General features: G+C 55.5%; 22 protein-coding genes. 1 reads left to right on the top strand and 21 read right to left on the bottom strand.

What is annotated here, in order from left to right:
• Position 1: 1 nt before the first annotated feature.
• From Q1B21_RS04990 to Q1B21_RS05060, 15 genes are all read right to left on the bottom strand, one after another.
• Entirely contained in the window at positions 2-1,681 is a 1,680-nt protein-coding gene (locus Q1B21_RS04990) for an ABC transporter ATP-binding protein (protein WP_299886593.1), read from the bottom strand.
• A gap of 5 nt (positions 1,682-1,686) precedes the next feature.
• Entirely contained in the window at positions 1,687-2,769 is a 1,083-nt protein-coding gene (locus Q1B21_RS04995; RefSeq protein ID WP_299886596.1) for an ABC transporter permease, read from the bottom strand.
• Between the two features lie 72 nt (positions 2,770-2,841).
• Positions 2,842-4,206 (bottom strand): CmpA/NrtA family ABC transporter substrate-binding protein, encoded by a 1,365-nt coding sequence (locus Q1B21_RS05000; RefSeq protein ID WP_299886598.1) that lies wholly within the window; start codon positions 4,204-4,206, stop codon positions 2,842-2,844.
• A gap of 270 nt (positions 4,207-4,476) precedes the next feature.
• Positions 4,477-5,646: a CmpA/NrtA family ABC transporter substrate-binding protein gene (locus Q1B21_RS05005; RefSeq protein WP_299886601.1), complete on the bottom strand. Its 1,170-nt coding sequence runs from the start codon at positions 5,644-5,646 to the stop codon at positions 4,477-4,479.
• On the bottom strand, positions 5,643-6,227 hold the full coding sequence (locus tag Q1B21_RS05010; RefSeq protein ID WP_298933981.1) for an ANTAR domain-containing response regulator: 585 nt from the start codon (positions 6,225-6,227) through the stop codon (positions 5,643-5,645). The genes Q1B21_RS05005 and Q1B21_RS05010 overlap by 4 nt, the downstream gene beginning before the upstream one ends.
• A gap of 533 nt (positions 6,228-6,760) precedes the next feature.
• On the bottom strand, positions 6,761-7,699 hold the full coding sequence (locus Q1B21_RS05015; protein WP_299077418.1) for a 3-keto-5-aminohexanoate cleavage protein: 939 nt from the start codon (positions 7,697-7,699) through the stop codon (positions 6,761-6,763).
• A 4-nt stretch (positions 7,700-7,703) separates the two neighbouring features.
• The gene (locus Q1B21_RS05020) at positions 7,704-8,732 is read right to left on the bottom strand and encodes a branched-chain amino acid ABC transporter permease (protein WP_299886606.1); all 1,029 of its coding nucleotides are present in this window, start codon (positions 8,730-8,732) and stop codon (positions 7,704-7,706) included.
• Positions 8,729-9,592 carry a branched-chain amino acid ABC transporter permease gene (locus tag Q1B21_RS05025; protein WP_299886608.1) on the bottom strand — a complete coding sequence of 288 codons (864 nt, stop codon included), beginning with the start codon at positions 9,590-9,592 and terminating at the stop codon, positions 8,729-8,731. Before Q1B21_RS05025 ends, Q1B21_RS05020 begins: the two co-directional genes overlap by 4 nt.
• 1 nt (position 9,593) lies before the next feature.
• Positions 9,594-10,301 (bottom strand): ABC transporter ATP-binding protein, encoded by a 708-nt coding sequence (locus Q1B21_RS05030; RefSeq protein ID WP_299886611.1) that lies wholly within the window; start codon positions 10,299-10,301, stop codon positions 9,594-9,596.
• On the bottom strand, positions 10,294-11,022 hold the full coding sequence (locus tag Q1B21_RS05035) for an ABC transporter ATP-binding protein (protein WP_299886614.1): 729 nt from the start codon (positions 11,020-11,022) through the stop codon (positions 10,294-10,296). Before Q1B21_RS05035 ends, Q1B21_RS05030 begins: the two co-directional genes overlap by 8 nt.
• 50 nt (positions 11,023-11,072) lie before the next feature.
• Positions 11,073-12,353 carry an ABC transporter substrate-binding protein gene (locus Q1B21_RS05040; protein WP_299886617.1) on the bottom strand — a complete coding sequence of 427 codons (1,281 nt, stop codon included), beginning with the start codon at positions 12,351-12,353 and terminating at the stop codon, positions 11,073-11,075.
• Between the two features lie 43 nt (positions 12,354-12,396).
• On the bottom strand, positions 12,397-13,323 hold the full coding sequence (locus Q1B21_RS05045) for a 3-hydroxyacyl-CoA dehydrogenase family protein (protein ID WP_299886620.1): 927 nt from the start codon (positions 13,321-13,323) through the stop codon (positions 12,397-12,399).
• A complete protein-coding gene (locus Q1B21_RS05050) occupies positions 13,324-14,109 on the bottom strand; it encodes an SDR family oxidoreductase (RefSeq protein ID WP_299886623.1) in 786 nt (261 codons plus the stop codon). It abuts the gene before it with no gap.
• 11 nt (positions 14,110-14,120) lie between these two features.
• Positions 14,121-14,465, bottom strand: coding sequence for a cupin domain-containing protein (locus tag Q1B21_RS05055; RefSeq protein WP_299886625.1), 345 nt, complete (start codon positions 14,463-14,465; stop codon positions 14,121-14,123).
• Between the two features lie 61 nt (positions 14,466-14,526).
• A complete protein-coding gene (locus tag Q1B21_RS05060; RefSeq protein ID WP_299886628.1) occupies positions 14,527-15,363 on the bottom strand; it encodes a cyclase family protein in 837 nt (278 codons plus the stop codon).
• 214 nt (positions 15,364-15,577) lie between these two features.
• On the opposite strand from Q1B21_RS05060, the gene Q1B21_RS05065 reads away from it, so the two are divergent.
• Positions 15,578-16,324 (top strand): IclR family transcriptional regulator, encoded by a 747-nt coding sequence (locus Q1B21_RS05065; protein ID WP_299886631.1) that lies wholly within the window; start codon positions 15,578-15,580, stop codon positions 16,322-16,324.
• A gap of 176 nt (positions 16,325-16,500) precedes the next feature.
• On the opposite strand, the gene Q1B21_RS05070 is transcribed toward Q1B21_RS05065, so the two are convergent.
• The 6 genes from Q1B21_RS05070 to Q1B21_RS05095 form a co-directional block, all read right to left on the bottom strand.
• Positions 16,501-17,613 (bottom strand): cytochrome c peroxidase, encoded by a 1,113-nt coding sequence (locus Q1B21_RS05070; protein WP_299886634.1) that lies wholly within the window; start codon positions 17,611-17,613, stop codon positions 16,501-16,503.
• Between the two features lie 8 nt (positions 17,614-17,621).
• Positions 17,622-17,927, bottom strand: coding sequence for a hypothetical protein (locus Q1B21_RS05075; protein ID WP_299886637.1), 306 nt, complete (start codon positions 17,925-17,927; stop codon positions 17,622-17,624).
• Between the two features lie 68 nt (positions 17,928-17,995).
• Positions 17,996-18,802, bottom strand: a complete 807-nt coding sequence (locus Q1B21_RS05080; RefSeq protein WP_299886640.1) for an amidohydrolase family protein — start codon at positions 18,800-18,802, stop codon at positions 17,996-17,998.
• Positions 18,803-18,823: 21 nt separating this feature from the next.
• Positions 18,824-19,690, bottom strand: a complete 867-nt coding sequence (locus Q1B21_RS05085) for a dioxygenase (protein WP_299886643.1) — start codon at positions 19,688-19,690, stop codon at positions 18,824-18,826.
• Between the two features lie 10 nt (positions 19,691-19,700).
• Positions 19,701-21,005 (bottom strand): TRAP transporter large permease, encoded by a 1,305-nt coding sequence (locus Q1B21_RS05090; protein ID WP_299886646.1) that lies wholly within the window; start codon positions 21,003-21,005, stop codon positions 19,701-19,703.
• Positions 21,002-21,553, bottom strand: a complete 552-nt coding sequence (locus Q1B21_RS05095; protein WP_299886648.1) for a TRAP transporter small permease — start codon at positions 21,551-21,553, stop codon at positions 21,002-21,004. Before Q1B21_RS05095 ends, Q1B21_RS05090 begins: the two co-directional genes overlap by 4 nt.
• Positions 21,554-21,567 lie beyond the last annotated feature (14 nt).

The raw sequence follows: 21,567 nt of genomic DNA on the forward strand, positions 1-21,567 counted from the left end.
TTTACTCCGCTGCAATAGCTTTTGGGGCAGGAGATTTCGGCTTGGCGCCGTGTTCGTATTCTTCCAGGAAATCGAGGACTTCCTGCCGATAGGCGTAGTAATCCGGATGCTCCAGCAGGGCCTTGCGGGTGCGCGGACGCGGCAGGTCGACTTTGGTGATCTTGCCGATCGTCGCCTGCGGGCCGTTGGTCATCATCACCACCCGGTCAGCCAGCAGGATCGCCTCGTCCACATCATGGGTCACACAGATCGCGGTGACCTTGGTGCGGGACCAGACCTCCATCAGCACTTCCTGCAATTCCCATCGCGTGAGGCTGTCGAGCATTCCGAACGGTTCATCCAGCAGCAGCAGTTTGGGCGACAGGGCAAAAGCGCGTGCAATACCGACGCGTTGCTTCATACCGCTCGAGAGATCCGAGGCAGATTTGTCCATCGCATCGGCCAGTCCGACGCGTTCCAGATAGTACTCCACCACGTCCTGCCGATCGGCGATGCTTGCCTTGGGATAGACCTTGTCGACGCCAATCGCGACGTTCTCCTTGGCGGTCAGCCAGGGGAACAGGTTGGGAGATTGGAACACCACAGCGCGTTCGGGGTCGGCGCCTTCGACGTGACGGCCATCCAGCTTGATCGCGCCTTTCGAGATATCGTTCAGACCCGCAGCCATAGTCAGAACCGTGGACTTGCCGCAGCCGGAATGGCCGATCAGCGAGATGAACTCACCCTTGTCGATTTTCAGGTCGAAATCCTCAACCACGGTCAGCGGACCTTTGGGCGTTGGATAGACCTTGTGCAGTTGCGAGAAGTCGAGGAACCGGTTCTCGATCAGCCCCTTCTGCGCCTCAGCCACCGCAGTCGGCACACCATGGATCGGCGTCACATCCGGCAGGATGCGCGAACCTTCGACTTTGGCCTCAATGCCTACATCCATCAGGTATTTGGTGACGTCCGCGCGCAAGTGTTTGAAGGTCTCGTCATTGTTCATGGCCCCGCGGTCGCGCGGGCGGGGGATCGAGACGCGGAATTCCTGCCCCAGCGTCCCATCTGGGTTCAGGGCAATGATGCGGTCAGCCAGAATGATCGCCTCATCTACGTCATTGGTGATGAGGACACAGGTTTTCTTGTCGGCTTCCCAGATATGTTCGATCTCATCTGCCAGATTGGCGCGGGTCAGTGCGTCAAGCGCCGACAGAGGTTCATCCAACAGCAAAACCTCGGGGTTCATCGACAAGGCGCGCGCCACATTAACCCGCTGGCGCATCCCGCCGGACAATTCCGCCGGGCGGCGCATCGCGGCGTGGCTCAGGCCCACCATTTTCACATAATGCGCGACCTTCGCGGCCTTGTCAGCCTTGTTGAGACCGGGAAAGACCGTATCGACCGCGAGCCCCACATTGCCGCTGACCGTTAGCCATGGCATCAGCGAGTAGTTCTGGAAGATCACACCACGATCCGGCCCAGGTCCCTTGATCGGGGCATCCTTGAATGTGACCTCGCCGCCGGTTGGGTTATCCAGCCCCGCCAGCAGGTTGATCAGGGTGGTTTTCCCGGTGCCGGAAAAGCCGAGGATGACCAGAAACTCGCCCTCCTGCACCTCCAGATTGATGTCATTCAAGACATCGGTCCGCGCGGTGCCCTCGCCAAAGGATTTCGAGGCGTTTTTGAAGCTTAGAATGCTCATCGCGCTCACCGGTTGTTGGTAAAGGTAAAGAGGGATTGCAGCGCGTACATCACCCGATCCAGCAAGAAGCCGATGATGCCGATGGTGAATACTGCAACCATGATCTTGGCCAGAGAGCTGGACGAACCGTTCTGGAACTCATCCCAGACGAACTTCCCCAAACCGGGGTTCTGCGCCAGCATTTCGGCCGCGATCAGAACCATCCATCCGACGCCAAGCGACAGGCGCAGGCCGGTGAAGATCAACGGTAGCGCCGACGGTAGAACCAGCTTGGTGATCTTGGTATAGGTGTTCATTTTCAACACCTTGGACACGTTCACCAAATCCTTGTCGATGGACGCCACACCCAGCGCGGTGTTGATCAGCGTGGGCCACAGCGAACACAGGGTCACGGTAATGGCCGAGATCAAAAAGGATTTGGCGAACCAGCCGTCATTGGTGACATAAACAGCCGAGACGATCATGGTCACGATCGGCAGCCATGCCAGAGGTGAGACCGGTTTGAAGATCTGGATCAGTGGGTTTAGGGCGGCATTTGCGGTCGGAGACAGGCCAGCAGCGATACCGAGCGGAACCGCGATCACAATGGCGATCAAAAACCCGAAGAACACGGTTTTGATCGAGGTCCAGATTTGTTGGTAGTACGTCGGAGCCCCGGTGAAGGCGACGTTTTTCACCTTCTCGGGCTGGCCTGCGTCAATGAATTTCTGATTGCGCTTCTCGACCATTGCCTCGAACTTGGCTCGCTTGGCCGCTTTGGCCTTTGCGTCTTTGTTCAGGCTTACCATTTCCCCCCAAACCTGAGCCGGTCCGGGAACCGCGCCCAGAGAGGTCTGCACCTTGGGTGCCAACGTACCCCATAGCAACAAAAAGGCGCAGATAGACAGTAGCGGAATGATCAGCAACCGCCAGATCTCGGTCATCTGAGCGCGGGGATTGTCTCCGGCGGCGGCCTTCAGAACGGGTGTGGCCCAACTGAGGCCCAGTACCTGAAACCATTTATCGGCTGCGTTGATGCGAGTGAAAAGGCGGGCGCGACGCTGTTGCCGCGCGACGTCTGTGTTGAATTCGGGATCGACCGTTGTCATCTTTTGTGTCCTTGCGATGGCGGGGCACCTTGGAGTCCACACCCGACATCAGCCGGGTGTGGCGTTTCGGGATTAGCCTTGTACGTCCGAGCCAACGATCTTCTGGTCGCCCTTCAGACCAATAGACAGGCTTTCGAGATAGGCGTTGGGGGTGCGACCGTCATAGGCGATACCGTCGATGATATCCTCTGACGGGGTCGGCGCTTTGTAGCCGTCACTGTTCCAAGGGAAGTCGTCGTCATTCGCCAGGCCTTCGTCGACCAGCAAGCGCGCGGCTTCCAGATAGATCTCGGGCTTGTAGACTGACTTGGCGATCTCGTCGTACCAGCTGTCTGGCTTGGAGTCGGGGATCTGGCCCCAGCGACGCATCTGGGTCAGGTACCAGATAGCGTCCGAGTAGAACGGGTAGGTCGCGTGATAGCGGAAGAACACGTTGAAATCCGGAACGTCACGTTTGTCGCCCTTTTCGTATTCGAAAGTCCCGGTCATCGAGTTGGCGATAACATCGTAATCCGCGCCGACATATTCCGGGCGGCTGAGGATTTCGACCGCTTCCGGACGGTTGGCATTTTCGTTTTCATCCAGCCACTGCGCCGCGCGGATCAGCGCCTTGGTCACGGCCAAGGTGGTGTTCGGGTATTCCTCGGCGAATTCGGCAGTGATGCCAAAAACCTTTTCGGGGTTGTTCTTCCAAAGTTCATAGTCGGTGATGACCGGAACGCCGATGCCCTTGAACACCGCTTGCTGGTTCCAGGGCTCACCCACGCAGTAGCCATAGATTGTGCCTGCCTCCAAAGTGGCGGGCATCTGCGGCGGTGGCGTCACCGACAGGAAAACATCCGCTCCGATCTGACCGGTGACGTTTTCGGGGCTATAGTAGCCAGGGTGCAGGCCACCAGCGGCCAGCCAGTAGCGTAGTTCGTAGTTATGGGTCGAAACCGGGAAGACCATGCCCATGTTGAAGGGCTTGCCTTCAGATTTGTATTTCTCAACAACTGGAGCGAGCGCCTCGGCACTAATCGGGTGCTGCGGACGGCCGTCATCCATCACAGGGATGTTCGGCTTCATCTCTTCCCAGATTTCGTTGGACACGGTGATGCCATTGCCATTCAGGTCCATCGAAAACGGAGTGATAATATGGGCTTCCGTCCCGTACCCGATGGTCGCCGCTAAGGGTTGCCCGGCCAGCATATGCGCGCCATCCAACTGACCATCGATCACACCGTCCAGCAACACCTTCCAGTTGGCTTGTGCTTCCAGCGTGACGAACAGGCCTTCATCAAGGAAGTATCCTTGCTCGTAGGCCACAGCCAGCGGTGCCATGTCTGTCAACTTGATAAAGCCAAAGGTTAGTTCGTCTTTCTCCAGTTCCAACTCAGCAAATGCAGGAGAGACAAACGATGTCGTCGCTGCCAGGCTCAAAAGTAGCTTTTTCATCTCGATCCCTTTCGGTTCAGCCCAACCCCATGGGCAAACAAAAAAGCCGCCGACACAGTCCGCCGGGAGGAGGTGGCGGATGGTCGAGCGGCTTTGCTCTTGATAGGTGCCCTGGATTGTGGGCGAATTCCGTCGGTAAGCGTCGTTGCCTGCCGATTAGACGATTAAGCCCGTCAGACGTCAGGACGTCATCAGTTTTTGCCATTTCGTCGTGAGAAATTCTGCACCGCAGCAAACTCTAATGCTGCAGTGCAAAAAAATTGTGCAATCTCACCCGGTCGGCTCGAAAACGCGCCGGTCGAAAAACACGTTTCGAGGCAGAATCAGACTGCCATTGGTCGACGCGACCGCGGTCGACTCGGTCAATGCACCTTCCAGCTTCTCGGATGCACCGGGTGTTTCAACGCCAAGGCTCTGCAATTCGCGACGATACAGATCGCTGCGAAAGACTTTGGCTGCCTGACGTTCCGCAATACCAGCGTCCAACCCGTTTCGTATTGCAAGTTGATGCGCGACCCACTTCGCCTGACTACGCCATGGAAAGGTGGCGGCTCCGTCGAAGAACTCGACAAACCCCTCCACATGGCGCTGCTCTCCAAGCCCGGAAATCGTGAAGTCGCCTATAAGAGCGCGGTCGATCAACTCGGGCGAGACATTCAGATAGGCTTTGCGCGACAGCATCTCAGATGCGGTTGTCCGGCTTTCTGGGTTAGACAGCCACCGACCCGCGCGCCAGACCGTTCGCATAAGGCTGCCCAACAGGTGGGGCTCGGTTTCGGCCCAGCCGTTTCGGACGGCTAGCACCTTCTCCGGCGCACAGGTCCAGATTGCGCGACCCGGCAGGAGCAAAGTACCGACGCCGTCGTCTACGGCAACGGAACCCCAAGGTTCACCCACGCAGAAGGCATCGATCTCACCGGTCGCAAGTGCCTGCGCCATCAATGGCGGTGGTACGGTGCGAATTTCGACCTGTTTCGAAGCAAGTTCGGTTCCTGCTACCCAATAACGTAGCAATTCGACATGCATCGAAAACGGGAAAGGCACCCCGAAGACAAGAACGTCGCTGGCAGCCTTGGTCAAGCCAGCGCCTGCCGCTTCGGCATCCTTAAAATCGAAGCCATATCCCAAATCGGCTAGCCGTCCCGCCAGATTGGTGCCAACACCAATCACGTTGCCATTCAGGGATAGGACGGACACCGCGGAAAGCGGTGTCGCGATGCCGCCCAAACCCAAGGCCATCGCCACAGGGATCGGAGAAAGCAAATGCGCTGCATCGACATGGCCAAAGGCCAGCATATCGCGCAGTGATGACCACGAAGGAGCTGGCTGCAGGTCCAGCGAGATGCCCTCGGCATGGTCGAACCCCATCTCGCGCGCGACGATCAACGGGGCCGCATCGACCAGCGGCATATAAGCGACGGGTAAGGTAACGGTTCTCACGATAGCAACCCCGAAGCTGTCACTAAGGCTTCGGCTACATCCGCCACGCGCCGGTTCTGGTTCATCGCTGTTTTGCGCAGCAGAGCGTAGGCCTCATCCTCCTGAAAGCCTTTTGCTTTCATTATCAGCCCCTTGGCCCGGTCGATCAGCTTACGCTCTTCCAGTGCGCGGCGCGTTTCTTCCAATTCAACGCGCATCTGACGCAGCATCTGAAACCGTGCGATAGCGATATCCATAACGGGTTTGATCCGATCGGCCTGAAGACCGTCGACGACGTATGCGGACATGCCTGCCTCAACTGCTGCCTTGGCCAATCCGCCAGCCGCACTGGATACAAACATTGCCACAGGGCGTTCCATTGGGCCCGAAGCAACGGTCAATTCTTCCAGCATATCGCGCGATGGATTGTCTATATCAATCAGAACAATGTCCGGGCTGTGCGTCGCAATCTGACGTGCTAACCCTGAGACATTACCGATTACAAAGACGTCTACATCTCCGGACTCTTTTAAGGCATCTACAATCGCGAAAGCGTGTTCTTGATTTTGCTCGACTACAACGACAGTCAGGTGTTGTTTCATGCGAACTCAATTGAGCCCAAGCTTTGTTGATGACAATTCGAAAACCATCAAACTCTCTGTCAGGCTACGGGTTCGCCCAATTTAACAGCGTTTATTTTGATGTAGCAGAATGATTGCACAGTTTTTTTGCATGCCGTCAAAGAAAACTGCTTTGAGCCTGGTCTCCGAGCATAGGATCGAGTTTTTGGCTCATACATCTGACGTTCACCTTGGGTCCCGAAGGACCAATACCATTCCCATCGGCAACGCGAAGTCGCATCTCGCTTGGGGAGCCCGTAGTTGTCGCAGTGCTGAATTTCGCTAGCAGTGGGGGCGGCCATTGTCTCAAGTCCGATTGGGCAACTCGACCCACGTGAACCCGAACCTGCGTGCGAATGTCGGATTTCCGCCGATTCTGTTAAAAAACAACGTGTTGCTGGCAGGTTGAAAACACACGGGGGACTCAGGCCCTAAGAAGACACTTTCAAAACCTGGGCTGCCGAGTCGGATCGATTCATTATTAATCCTGTCCACAAGATGTCGGGACTGAACGCCTAAAAGGCCACCCGATCTCCACCCTTCAAATCCAGAATTTCCCTAGCTTCATCGGGCGAAGCAACCTGACTGCCCAGATCCTCTACGATACGTCTAATTTTGGATACTTGCTGAGCATTGCTCTCGGCCAGTTTTCCGCGAGAGATGAACAAACTGTCCTCCAGTCCGACACGAAGGTTACCGCCCATCTGGCTTGCAGTGGTGGCAAGTGCCATTTGCGCGCCGCCAGCTCCTAGAACGGACCAACGATAGTCGTCACCAAACAGCCTATCTGCAGTGTGTTTCATGAAGATCAGGTTATCGACCTCGGGGCCGATGCCACCGAGGATACCAAAAATGAACTGAATGAATATCGGCGCTTTGAACAGTCCTATATCCATACAGAACTTAAGGTTGTACAAATGGCCGACATCATAACATTCGTGTTCGAACTTGATGTCATGCGGGGCCAGAGTTTCGGCCGCTTCGCGAATGTCACGGAACGTATTGCGAAAGATGTTCTGATCGGAGTTCGCAACATAGTCCTTCTCCCAATCAAACTTCCAATCGTCATCGCCATACCGTTTGGCCAGTGGATGAAACGAGAAGTTCATCGAACCCATGTTCATAGAACACATCTCGGGGCTGAAAGTCTTTGCCGGATTGATCCGGTCCTGAATGGACAGTGTCAGCGATCCGCCAGTCGATAGGTTCACGACAGCATCCGTCGCTTGTTTGATGCGCGGCAGGAAAGGCGCGAAGTCATTCGGGTCGACCGATGGTGAGCCGTTCTCGGGGTGGCGCGCATGCAGGTGCAGGATCGAAGCACCGGCCTCGGCAGCTTCGACCGCCTGCTGTGCGATGTCGTCATAGGTGTAGGGCAATGCATCTGACATTGTCGGCGTGTGGATTGCACCAGTTACGGCACAGGTGATTATGGTCTTTTTCTGTCGGGCCATGGGTTCAGTTTTCCTTGGATTGTCCGATGTGCTTCACGCGGTAGCCCAGCGGAAAAAGTTGCAGATCATAGCGGCTGCGGATAACGCCCCAGATGCCTTTGGGGGCCTTGAGCATGACGACAATCGCAACGACGCCAAGAACGATCAGGTAAGTTGTTCCGAGATCGGCCAGCGTTTCGCGCAGGGCAAAGAAAACAAGCGTGCCGATAATCGGGCCCTCGATTGTGCCGATGCCGCCGATCACCACGATGAAGATGACAAAGGCGGTCCAGTCGTTGACGCTGAAGGCGGCATCCGGTGATATGCGCAGCTTTTGCAAGAAAATGAGGGCACCAATCATCGCGGTGAAGGCCGATGTGACGACATATACGATGAATTTTGTGCGCCAGATATCGATGCCAAGACTACCGGCAGCCAGTTCGTTGTCGCGAATTGCCGTCAGCGCCAACCCTTGCCGAGAGCGCAGGAAGAGATAGACGGCTGTCACCACCAGAACAGCGGCCCCGAGCGCCAGCCAATAACTCAGCGCCTCTCGCATCGCTCGACCGGACGCCAGCGATTTCACGATGCCGACGGGCAGCGAAGATCCTGATCCCCCTCCAAGCGCAGAGATTTGTGCGAAGCTCAATCGAAAGACTTCGGCGATGACCCATGTACCTATGGCAAAATAGGCGCCGCGGAGCCTGAAGATCAGAACAGCAACCGGGATTGAGATCAAAGCCCCCAGCACTCCCGCGGCTGCGATAGCAACCAATGGATTCAACCCTCCCAGCATCGTAAGCGCGAAGAGCATGTAGCCGCCAAAGCCGACATAGGCCTGCTGACCAACCGAGACGAGACCGGCGTAACCCGCCATGAGGTTCCAAAGGGTGGCGAGGGACAGGTAGAGAAACAGCTCGCCCATCAGTCGCATGTCAGCGCGGCCCGCCCACCAGGGTGCTGCTATCAGAACGAGTAGAGTGACTGCGGCAAGGAGCGCAGCAACTCGGGCTGCTTTTGACGATCGAGATACGGAATAGTCTTGCAGATTCATCCGGAAACCCTCGGGAAGAGGCCGTTCGGACGAACGGCAAGAATGACAAGAAAGGCGATATGGCCAGCAAGCAGCTGCCAACCCGGATCGATCTTGGCACCGATGGTCTGCGCAACACCAAGGATCACGCCGCCAACCAGTGTACCCCAAAGGTTGCCGAGGCCCCCGATAATGACGGCCTCGAAGCCAAAGATTAGACGACCGCCGCCGATTGAGGGATCAAAGCTGGTCCGAATCCCAAGCAGGATACCGGCAATCGCCGTCACACCTAGGGCCAGAGCCATGGCCAGACCAAAGATGTGCCGACGATTAAGGCCCATTAACTGGGCGATGTCCTGATTGTCCGAAACGGCACGGAACGCGCGCCCCAGAGCGGTATGATAGAAGGTCCATTGCAGCCCCCAGATCACCGCGATGGCGATACCGAAAGTGAGAAGCGGTAAGATTCCGAGTGCCACACCGCCCACGGCAACGCTTGCTGTTTCCAGCGCACCGGCATTCAATGTTTGGGGGTCTGCGGTGTAGACCTCCAGCAACCCGTTCTGGATGATCACACTCAGGCCGAAGGTGACAAGCAAGGGCGGAAGAATATCGTCGCCTAAAGTTTGGTTCAGAAGGCCGCGCTGAAGGGCATATCCGATCAACGCCATTGCGGGAACAACGATCACCAAAGCAGCCATCGGATGCATTCCCGTCGCGGTCGTAACCGTCAGCCCGAGATACGCGGCCAGCACAATCAGGTCACCATGGGCAATATTGACCAGCCGCATGACTCCAAAGATCAATGACAACCCTGCCGCGAACAGAGCGTAAAGCCCGCCGAGTAGAGTTCCCTGCACGATAGCGTTGAGCCATTCCATGTTATTCAATCCCGAAATAAGCGCGCGAGATGTCTTCGCGCGAAACGGTGTCAGACGCGCTTTCCAGCGAAACGCGCCCCTCTTGCAGACAGTAGACCCGGCTCGAGACCGACAGTGCCTTGGTGATGTCCTGTTCAACGATGATCGCGCTCATACCCTCGCCAATAATGCCGGGAAGCGCTTGGTAGATGTCCTTGATGATAATCGGTGCCAACCCGAGGCTGATTTCGTCAAAGAGGATCAGATCGGGATTGGCCATGAGAGCCCGCCCGATAGCAACCATCTGCTGTTGACCGCCAGAGAGTGAAGTAGAGGCCTGATCTTTTCGCTCTTCAAGGATCGGAAACAGATCGTAGACGGCTTTCAGATCCCAGGGGCCTTTGCGGCCAACCTGAGCTCCGATCATCAGGTTCTCTTTGACTGACAAAGAGGGGAACAGTTGACGACCCTCGGGCACCATCGCCAGACCAAGTTCGGCAACCTCGTCCGCGCGAAGGCGGCTGATATCCTGCCCCCGGTAATGGATCTGACCCGGTCCGTTCGTCAGCAACCCTGTGATGGACCGCATCAAGGTGGTTTTTCCCGCACCATTTGCACCAATAATGGCAAGGACTTCGCCCTCGCCTACGTCCAGTTCGACGTCGTAGAGCGCTTGGAAGTCGCCGTAGTATGAGTTCAAACCGCGTGTCTGGAGAATTGGATCATGCATCGGCTTCGATCCCCAGGTAGATCTCTTTGACTTCAGTGCTTTCCATGATTGTTTGCGGCTCGCCCTCGGCGATCTTTTTTCCGAAATCGATAACGATCAGGCGGTCGACAACGGCCAGCAGGGCGTGCACGACGTGTTCGATCCAGATGATGGTGACGCCGGAGGCATGAATGTCCTTGATGGTTTGAACCAGTGATTTACACTCGGCTTCGGTCAGCCCACCGGCGATTTCGTCCAGCAGCAGCAATCTTGGCTTGGCGCAAAGCGCGCGCGTCAGTTCAAGGCGTTTTCGTTCCAGCAATGTCAGGCTGCCTGCAAGAACGTTTGCCTTTGGCAGCAGCTCGGTTTGATCCAGTACTTCCAGACAAAACCGTTCAGCTTGGTGCCCACGCAGCCCAGCCGATTGCGTGGCAGCGATCATGGCGTTTTCGAAAACGGTCATGCCCGAAAACGGCTGCGGGACCTGAAACGAACGGGCGATCCCTGCATGGCTGCGTCTTGCCGCGCTCCATTTGGTGACGTTCTGACCATCAAAGTCGATACGTCCGGAATTCGGTTTCAACGTCCCTGTAATCAGATTGAACATCGAGGTTTTACCGGCGCCATTGGGGCCAATCACCCCAAGTGCCTCACCTTGTTGGACCTGATAGTTCAGCGCATCGGCGACAGTGACTGCGCCAAATGCCTTGCTCAGGTCTTGGAGATTCAGGATTGTTGTCATGCTTCTCTCGGATGAAGGGTTCGGCGCCAAGATCGGCGCCGAACAATTGGTCAGCCCAGCAGCTTCATGTCTGCCGTCACCGGAACCTCGGGCGCGGTGCTGTTTGCAACGATCTGCAACTCATACGCGTCCCCGGACTTTTGCCACTGACCGCCGACCAGTGGCGTCTTAGTTACGTTGTTCATAGGCCCATCACCCCAGTTCACCGGTCCGACGATGGTATTCAGGTTCGTAGATGTGATCGCCGAGATGATCGAAGACGGGTCTTCCAGATCATCAGCCCGTTTGATCACGTCCGCGACGACCTCGAACAGAGCGTGTTTGAAACCAAGCGGTTGCGTCCACGGACGTCCCGACTCTGCTGTGTACCCTTCTGCCAGTTGTTTCGACGAAATGCCGGTCAGCGAGGACGAGAACGGGTGATGTGGAGACCACCAGACCTCGGTCGACAACCCATCGCCACGATCACCGAGCGATTCAATGACAGACGGGAACAACAGCGCCTTGCCGATCGTGACGACCTTGGGGTTGAATCCTTGCTGTGCGGCCTGGCTCCAGAACGTCGCGAAATCCGGCGGGATCATGTTGCCGGTAACGATTTCACATCCAGCCGCTTTAAACGCTGCAATCTGGTTTGAGAAGTCATCGGACAGCGGCTGATAACGGCCGGGATCGGTGAGCGTGTAACCGGTGGCGGCAAGCGGTTCGGGCAGACCCAGTTCCGCATCACCCCAGGCATTGCCGTCGGCATCGTTGGGGAAAAGCCCCCCCACGGTCTTGGCCACGCCGGTCTTGTCCCACATGTCGAGGAATGCGGCGATAACGTCTTCAAGACCCCAGAAGAAGTGATAGGTGTTCTCAAACCCTTCGCCCGGAACGCCGTTGCGGCCAAAGAAGTACGGCTGCCATGGGCAGTCGGTTGTGATGCAAGGAACTTCATTAATCTCTGCCTGATCGGCGACAGGGTTCACGGTGTCCGGCGTTGAAGCCGCAACGATGATATCGACCTCATCACCCAAGATTAGGTCAGCGGCGACCTCTGCTGCTCGGTTTGGATTGGACTGGCTGTCTTTTGAGATAATTTCGACATTCCAGGTCTTGCCATTGTTGTCCAACCCCGCCGAAAAGACCTGCTGAATGGCTTGCAGCACATATTCGTCGGCCTCGGCAAAACCGGCCAGTGGCCCGGTGCGCGGGCTGACATTACCGATCCGCAGCGTCGGGTTCGCGGCATAGGCCCGCGTTGCCCGAAGGATGGCCGGCGCAGCAATCGCCGCTGTGGCACCGGCTATGAAACCACGCCTCGTGGCTGTTTTGAAAATCCTTGTCATTGCGTCCTCCCTTCACCGGCCTCCCGCCAGTGTTTGATTGATCTTACAAAGTCTTCTCGAGATTCTTCAGATGCGTTGCGACACGCTGGCGAACTTCATCCGCCTCGCCTTCGGCCCACTTTCTGAACCCTTCGCCGGATTTCATGCCCAGCTTGCCCGCATCGACGAGCGCCTTGAGATAGGTTGAGGGGCCCTTGTGCGCCTCAAGATCGTGCAGCACGTTTTCATGGATATCGAGCGTCAGATCGGTGCCAACAAGGTCAGCGTTCTCTAACGGTCCAAGCACTGCCAACCGGCGGCCAAAACTGGACTTGATTACGGTATCAACCGCCTCTGCGTTGCAGATACCGTTTTCCACCAGGCTGACCGCTTCACGCCATAAGGCGTGCTGAAGCCGGTTTCCAATAAAGCCGGGCACATCCTTTTCGACCATCACCGGAGTTTTTCCGGCATCCTTCAATAGATCGTACATTGTCTGTGCAGTCTCTGAGTCTGTCCACTCAGTCTTGATGACCTCGACCAACGGGATCATATGCGGCGGGTTCCACCAATGCGTTCCGATGGCCCGGTTTTTCAGCCGCAAACCAGACATGATCTGAGTGATCGGCATGACCGAAGTATTGGATGCGAGAATGCAAGTCTCTGGTGCGTGCGCCTCGATTTCAGCAAATATCTCTTGCTTAAGTTCCAATTTTTCCGGCGCCGCTTCGAAAACCGCGTCCGCAGTTCGGACTGCATCTGCCGTTGTCGCAAAGACCTCAATCAACTTGAGGGTCTTTGTGATGGTCGCTTCGCCATCCCCCATCGCGGCCATACTGGTGCGAATGCGCTCTGACACTGTGTTCCGAGCCTCTTCCACAGGATCTGTGACGGCGACGTATTGGCCTGCTTTTGCCAAAGTCAGTGCAATGCCATGGCCCATCAGGCCTGCGCCAATCACTGCCATCTGCTGTTTTTTACGCACCATCATTTAGCCCGCCGTATATCCACCGTCGGCATGAAGGATATGCCCGGTGTAGAAATCAGATGCGCGCGACGCGAGAAACAGTAGAGGACCGGCAAGGTCTTCTGGCTCACCCAGTCGCCCCTTGGGAACACGGGTAAGGAAGCCATCGCGCACAGCTTTGGCCTCGTCGGTGTCTTCGAACATCCAAGCTGTTAAAGGAGACCTGAACACTGTCGGAGCAATCGCGTTGACGGTAATTCCGGTCGGCCCGAGCTCACACCCCAAGGCTTTGGTGATCCCGTTTACTGCAGCCTTTGAGGCGCAATACGCAGTATAACCAGCCGGATGGCCAAGAATACTGCGGGCGGAACTGACGAAGATGATCTTGCCGTATTCGCTGACCTTCATCTGTTTCGCAGCCGAACGCGCGAGCAACCAGCTTTGATTGACGTTGGCATCCATCACCGCATCGAAGGTTTCGGGAGCCATTTCGTTGATTGGAGCGACTTTGTTCATGCCGGACGCGACAACGAGAATGTCTAGCTTGCCAAAACTGTTGACCGCTTCATCGACCAATGCGTCGCATGACGCCTCATCGTTTGGGCGTGTGTTCACTGTTACAACAGTAGCTCCGAGCTTCTCGCACTCTATGGCAATCTCATCGAGCGCTTGTTGGTTGCCTGCTGCCAAAACCAAGTTGCAACCAGCACCGGCAAGAACACGCGCGGCCACCATGCCAAAAGCTCCAGAGGCCCCCGTGATCAGTGCGACATTGCCCTTAACATCAAACATCTTGAGTGGATCAGACATTCTATTCGTCCTCAGCTTTCTGGCGGGTACGGAATGACGACAAGCATCTTGCAGGTGTGGTTCGAACGGTTTTCAATTTTACGAACTTCGCCCGGCGCGATCGTGCAGCTGTCCATGGGACCAAGAGTAGTTTCGGTGTCGTCTACGATGACGGTCATCTCGCCTTTCAAAACCACGTAGACTTTCTCAAACGGAGTAGAGTCCGGCCCTGCCCCGCCCCCAGGTAAGAATTGGCTGAAACCGACCCACTGATTTGTTGGCCCGCCTTCCTCAAACCCCTGCAGACGAAGCCCATGGCACCCAAAATGGTTCGGTGCTTCATAGGGTTGGGCGTCTTGAAAACGCTTCAGGTGCATATCCGTCTCCGTTCAAGGTTAATGGCGGCCGCCAGCGAACTGGCGACCGGTCTGTGAGTGTTCAGAAGTCTTCGCCAGCTTCGATGCGGTAGGACTGACTCTTGTCGATCATCGCCACCAGGCGGATGATGCAGCCATCGCCACGGTCCCAGTTCCAAGGAAAGAATGCGAAGGTGCATCGCTTGCCGGTCACCGCATCAAGGTCACCTCCAACATTTTCAATTCCAAGAATACCCTTCGAGAACAGCATATTGTGCACCGGTTCCCATTCAGGGAAATCTACCTCCCACGGGGTTCCGCCCGACCACTCAAGATATTCCTTCTCAAGATGCGGCATGATCGGACCGTTTCGCTGCGGACCAATGGCCGTTGCCAGCGGGTGATCGTTCGCCTGGGTATCGTGGCCAACGACTTTCACACCCTTTTCGATCATCCACTCGGCGGCCGAAGGAACAAGACCTGGGCAGTAGGCGAAGTAGTCACCATCTTCGTACTGTTTGTGCCAACCGGTATTGATGATCAGAACATCACCTTTGCGGATCGCATGCCCACAGGCCTTCTCGAGGTCATCGCCTGTGATTTGCTCCCATTTCTTCTTGGGGACAGAAACCACCAGGCCCGAACCGAAGAAATGCGGCAGCGGAACCTCGTCGATGAACGGCGTTCCCTGAACAACATGTGCCGGTGCATCGATATGCGTGGTCACATGCATGGTCGTGGTAATTGTTTGCGACAGGACGCCCGACTTCGCCATGTAGTGTTTCCGGTCGATCTGGACGTCCTTGAAGTACGGCCAGTTGGGGCACTGGAACCCGTATCTGTGACTCAGGTTATGAAACTCCAACCCCATGTCATTGTCGGTATTGCCCTGGAACTCGATACCGCGGATTTCAACCATTGGGCATATCTCCTCTGTTCGCCGACGATGCGGCGTTTGTCGCTTTGAATCGTCTGGGTGGCCTCCCCACCTGTCCTGTATCATGATGCATGCGCACCGCAATGCGGTCAATATAAAACTCACATTACGGTTGACTTGCACCGTATCGCGATGCAATGTGGCTGGATATCCATACCGATATGCAGTGGCAGTAAGAAGTGCGAGGGTGACTTAAGTGCCGGAAAAAACTGAAAAAAGTGGAATTCAGGTTATTTCGCGAGCAGCTTCGATTCTGCGCGTATTGAAGGAAAGCCAATCTGGAATGAGCCTGGGGAAAATCGCCGAACGCGTCGACTTGCCCCGCTCTACGGTACAGAGAATCACAAGTGCCCTTGCTGAAGAAAAGTTTATTATTGCCGACGCCAATGGAAGCGGGTTGCGGCTCGGCCCTGAACTGAACGTGCTCGCAGGCGCAGCTAACTACAATATTGTAGAACACTGCCGGCTTCTATTGACGGAATTGACCCAGAAGACCGGAGAAACCACAGACCTCGCAGTCATGCGTGGTATCGGTATGGTTTTTCTGGACCAGGTTCCGGGAGTTTACCGATTGACTACGGTCTCCCAAGTCGGGGAGGTTTTCCCATTGACCACGACGGCGAACGGAAAAGCATGCCTGGCGAAACTCAAGGCGGAGGATGCCATCAAGCTCATCCAAAACGAGTGGGACCGAAACGGCGTTAACAGAAGTCTCGAAGATTTCCTGGCTGAGTTGGACAAGATCCGAAAGCAGGGACTTGCTTACGACCTGGACGAACATTCAGCCGGCGTGTCGGCAATCGGATTTTCCTTTGTCGACTGGGTTGGGGATTTACACGCGATCTCAATTCCCGTCCCCACGACACGGTTTTCAAGACAAAGAGCCATCATCGAAAAAGCGCTGCTTGAGACAGCCGCCAATATACATCAAACTTTTCAGTGAGCTCGCAACTGAGATCCGGCTTCGGTGAAATCGCGTACCCCAGTTGGCTCAAACGTCCACGATGGGCCCACATAGCCTCGGGACTAGGGTTTCTCGGCGAAGTAATGCACAGTTTCCAAGGTCGACAAGGTTGCAAGCCAGATAACTCGTTCCCAAGCCGTTAACTTATCCTTGTGCTAGGGTGCTTTGGACAGTGACACCAAAAATGCAGCTAAGTCTGCAACCTCCTGCTCAGTCAAATTCAACTCCGAGAGAATGGCTTCACCGTCGACGTGCAACCTTTCCGTATCAATTTCGCTGTAGTGTCGGATCACTGCTTCCAAATCAATCAGGCTGCCGTCATGCATGTAAGGCGCGGTTTCAGCCACGCCCCGCAGGCTTGGTGTACGAAAGGTTCCAAAATCAGAGTGACTCCTGCGTACACTGCGAACAACCCATGCACCTTGCTTATCCGGATCGTCGCTCCACTCGCTATCCAGTGTGTAAGCGCTGGAGAGTAAAAAGTTCAATCCACCAAACCTCCCCTCATCGACTCCGGTTTCACTCAAAAAATATGGTACGCCAGCGTCGTGGAATTCGTTGTTGGAAAACCCCGGGCCGTTGTGGCACAACACACACTTTCCGCGGCCCAAAAAGAGTTGAAGACCTCGCTGGGCAGGTTCGGGATAGTTCGCCGCCATAGCCAAATCGCGGCGTTCCAATGCATCACGAAAATCGTCAAACTGAGTCCGGTCCGTAGCCAACGTTTCCAAGTAGGCGGATAGAGTTTTGGCAGTGTTCACCAGCACGAGTTCTGGATCTTGTGTCTGGATGTCGCCAAACATGGCTTCAAATTCATCAATGTAGCTACTTTCAGAGATAGCTGTTTTCAGGCTTTCTTTACTGTGTGCCATCTCTTGTTCTTCGATGATCGGATGCAGACTAGCTGCCCAAAGACTGTCACTCTTGCCGCCCCATCCATACCACCGGAGACCAGCAAGGTTCCGCAGTGATGGAGAGTTTCGATCTAGCAAGACACGGCCGAGCGCTCGCGCCTCGAACGTTGTAAATGCCTGTTCTGGATCATGACAACTTGCGCAGGAAAAAGCACCGTCGACGGACAACACCGGATCGTTGAATAAGGCCGCGCCCAGCGCAATTGCTCTTGTATCGTTTGAAACCCTATTACTTGGATCCGATTGGAACGATGGCGGCCACGGCCCGAAGGGTAGCGTTTGTTGAATATGGTCTTCTGATAACAAGACCTCTGCACGCGCCGCATCTGTCAGAACAAACAACGCTGTTGTCACCAACACCTTCATTTTAGCATGACGTTAGAAGTGTAGGATACCGATCGATCGCCGAAGCCGACGTCAACTTGCAGTTCCCACAGACCCGGCATGTGAAACAGCATGTTATCAACTCGGAATAATCCATCGCCCAATGCGGTGACCTTAGGGGTATAGTTCAAGTCATGTTGATGAGCGGGCATTAGTGCATCAACACGCATCTCGCCTACGTCAGTATTGTCGCAAACGGTAATGAGAATGGAAAACGGTTGGGCCAATGGAATTTCGTCGACTGCCACATGCGCCTCAGGTGCGTTTTGAGTTTCCGAACCCATGCGTTGTCCTGTCGCTTCACAAGCAACAGCCGCGCCGGATGATACTAGAAACCAGAAAACCCAGCGGATCATTCTGATGCCAGTAAACGTTCTGCATTGGCATACGCGATATTGTCCGCGATCTGGTCTGGAAGCAAATCCAACCATTGGCGTGAAAAATCTGCATGAGAGCCGACGTAGTACCAACGCTCCGGGGCGAATGTATCTGTACCAACCATGAACTGATCAGGGTGCGCTTCGAACGCAGCCCTCCAATCCGGGTCGAGACGGCCGCGCGAGGCCATATCCGAACGAAACGCCAGATCGGCCCATAGCTTGGGATAGGTGTCTAGGGCATCGACCACACTGGCCGGGTCGTCAAAGCCAGAATGGGCCCACAGAACCCGAGCCTCGGGCCAGGCCTCAAAAATCAGGTCAACCGCTTCGCGATCACCGTGGTGGTGCAGAATTAGGTTCCGCTCCTTTGCCAGTGCGATCATACGCTGGATAACTGGCGTTTTAATGTCGTTTCCATAAGCGTGGAATTCACCGATGGCTTCGTATTTGTTCTTTGCCAGATTTGCTTCCAGATAATCGATTACGGTTTCATCATGCATCCAGGTGTTGATCTCACCGCGACGACGATAAGGGCGAAGGGCCGGAACAACGATGTCCGGCGCTGCGGCCAATAGCAATTGGGTACCATTGTCATCCGAGCTGGAAACCAGTGCTTTCCGCACACCTGCGTCCCGAAGGATTTTGGCCACTTGTTCGGGTGGAACCAGTTTGACGGCATCATGGCTGTAATGAATATGTGCATCGAAGATCGGTCGCTCTTCTGCGATCGCCGCTGCGCTGAACACCACTGCAACTAAAAGGAAGATATATTTTAACACTTCAAGCATCCTCAACAGCATTCAGACTCTGGCTAGCTTCACATCGAACTTTACGTGCAAGAAAGGTTCAGTGATCTTGCCAGAAAGTTCCATGCCTTCGGGAAATTCTGAAGCTGGCCGTTCAACATAGGTCATCACCAGATCGTCCCGTACACCAAACACTGTATCCTGATCCAGATAGGGATCATCGTCCGGAAAAATCTCAGTAACCAAAGACTGGTGGCCAGGCGCCCTGACGATAAAGTGCAGGTGCGAAGGCCGCCAGGGATGGCGGCCGCAGGCGCGCAGGATGTCCCCGACAGGCCCATCTGACGGCACCGTGTATTCAACTGGCTTGACGGTCGTGAATGCATACTTACCGTCGTCACCGGTGGTCATCAGGCCATGAAAAGAATAGGTGTCCTGTTCTTCATCCTGGCTTGCATACATTCCATTTGGCGCCGTTTGCCAGATGTCGAGTTCCGCACCGGCAATCGGATTACCCTCGACATCCCGGATAACGCCCTCGGCCAGCAGAACCGGCCCACCGTAGTGACGCTTCATATCACCACCGAATGGCAGTGGCGGTGCGCCAGAGACGTGAAAAGGCCCAAGAACGGACGAGCTTGTGGCGTCTGGAGTTGAATGGAGCATGTCCACGAGCGATGACAGGCCCAATACGTCCGAGGCCAAGATAAACTCATGCCTGTCTTCGGTTTCCGCAGCGGCACACCCTTCCAAAAATGCAATTCCCCTGCGCCATTCGTCATGCGTCAGGTTAGTTTCACGGGCGAAATCGTGGAGGTGCTTGACCAGAGATCCCATGATTTCACGCATCCGCGGATCGGTGTCTTTGGACAGGTATCCCATGAACACTTCGGTGATATTGTCTTTGGTGACAGAGCGCATCTTGGCCTCCTTAAATCAGGGCAAGGCTGAGGATCGGGAACTCGATCAGAATGAACAGAACGATTAGCATCACAAAGGCGAAGGGCAGCGCGCCCATAAACACGTCTTTCAGCGAGATGCGGTCGTCGTTGATCGTGGATTTGATAACAAAACACGATATGCCTAAAGGCGGAGTCAAAAGCCCGATTTCGGCTCCGACCACGGTGATGATCCCGAACCAGATCAGCGACATATCCAGCGCTTCGGCCATGGGCAGGAACAACGGGACAACAATCAGGATGATGGATGCCGTGTCGAGCAATGTTCCCAAAAACAGCATCAGCAAGACATATAGCAGCATGATCGACCAAAAGGACGCTGAATTCCCCGCAAGTAAGTCCTGCAACTGATTGGGCAGCCCCGCCAGTCCCAGCATGCGGCTGTAGATCGAAGCCGCAGTGATCAGGAACAAAATCGCCGCTGTGATATGACCGGTTTCCAGCAACGCGTCCCAGAACGCTTTTGGGGACATGGAACTGCGTAAGACCGCGATAATCAACGCGACAAATGCCCCGGCTGCTCCTGCCTCGACCGCAGTAAGCCAGCCGGTGTAGATCCCACCAAGAACGATAGTGATGATGCACAGCGTTGGTAGCGTTTTGGATGCGATCTCGCGGCCGGACATCCATTCTGTATCTTCGACGATCCGACCGCCTACGAACGCAGGTGTGAAACGGCCCATGGCCCAGATCGCGCCAACATAGGCGATCGCCAGCATGATCCCGGGAATAACACCCGCCAGGAACATGTCGCCCACGGATTGTTCAGCAACAAAGGAGTAGATAATCAGCATGGCCGAAGGCGGTATGATCATACCCAAAACCGAAGATCCGGCGACCACACCAACTGCGAAGCGCGGATTGTAGGCTTGTGACATCATCTGCGGTACTGAGACTTTGGTGAACACCGATGCCGATGCAATGGACGACCCGGTCACAGCGGCAAAGACCGCGTTGGCTCCGACCGTGGCCATTCCAATGCCGCCTTTGACCTTGCGAAACCGCATGGTCATGACTTCGTAAATGTCCCTGCCCAAACCGGCCTTCGAGACAATGAGCCCCATAAAGGTAAACAGTGGGATAGTTGCGAAACTGTATTCCATCGCGCTGTCGCCGACCGCCACTTTCAGCAGGTTAAGCGCAAGCGTGAAATTGTCCCGCATTAGCCAGATCGACACGAACGAGACGACGCCCAGCGCTATGGGAATGTAGACGCCTGCGTAGATCAAAAAGACGATGGCAACGACCGAGATCAGGCCAATCTCAATCGGCGTCATTCTGCGGCCCCGTCATGTTCAGGAGTGCGGATAAGTTGCGGGCGGTCCTGCGCCGTGACGACCTTGAGCAGGAAGATCACGCAGGCAAGCGCAGTACCGCACGCAATGACCAGTTTGACTGGCCACCAGGGTAATGTGAAAAGACCGGGCACTCCGAAGTAGTCCTGTGTCTGCCACATGTGTAGGAATTCAGGGAATGTCACATAGGCGATCAATGCCATGAAGATGGCCGAGATGGCATTGATGATGCGCCTCAGGTTTGCAGTTAGACCGGGGCGACGATGGTGCAGCAGGTTCAGGAACCCGTCCGAACGTGTCAATCGGTCCACTCTGACCACGTCTGCCAACTGCAGAAAGACGATCAACACGACCGAAAACTGAACCATCTCATAAGTGCCGCGCAAAGGGGCTGAAAACAGACCACGCGCGATAACATCGACATTCAGAACAACCACCAACGCCAGGACGACGAGCGTACCCAAAGCATTGGCGGCGATTGCTAGAGAATTGGCGACCCGCGACAGGCCAGCAACTGCGGTCTTCAGCATGAGGGGCCCCTTTC

This window comes from uncultured Ruegeria sp. (assembly GCF_947504215.1).
GTDB lineage: Bacteria > Pseudomonadota > Alphaproteobacteria > Rhodobacterales > Rhodobacteraceae > Ruegeria.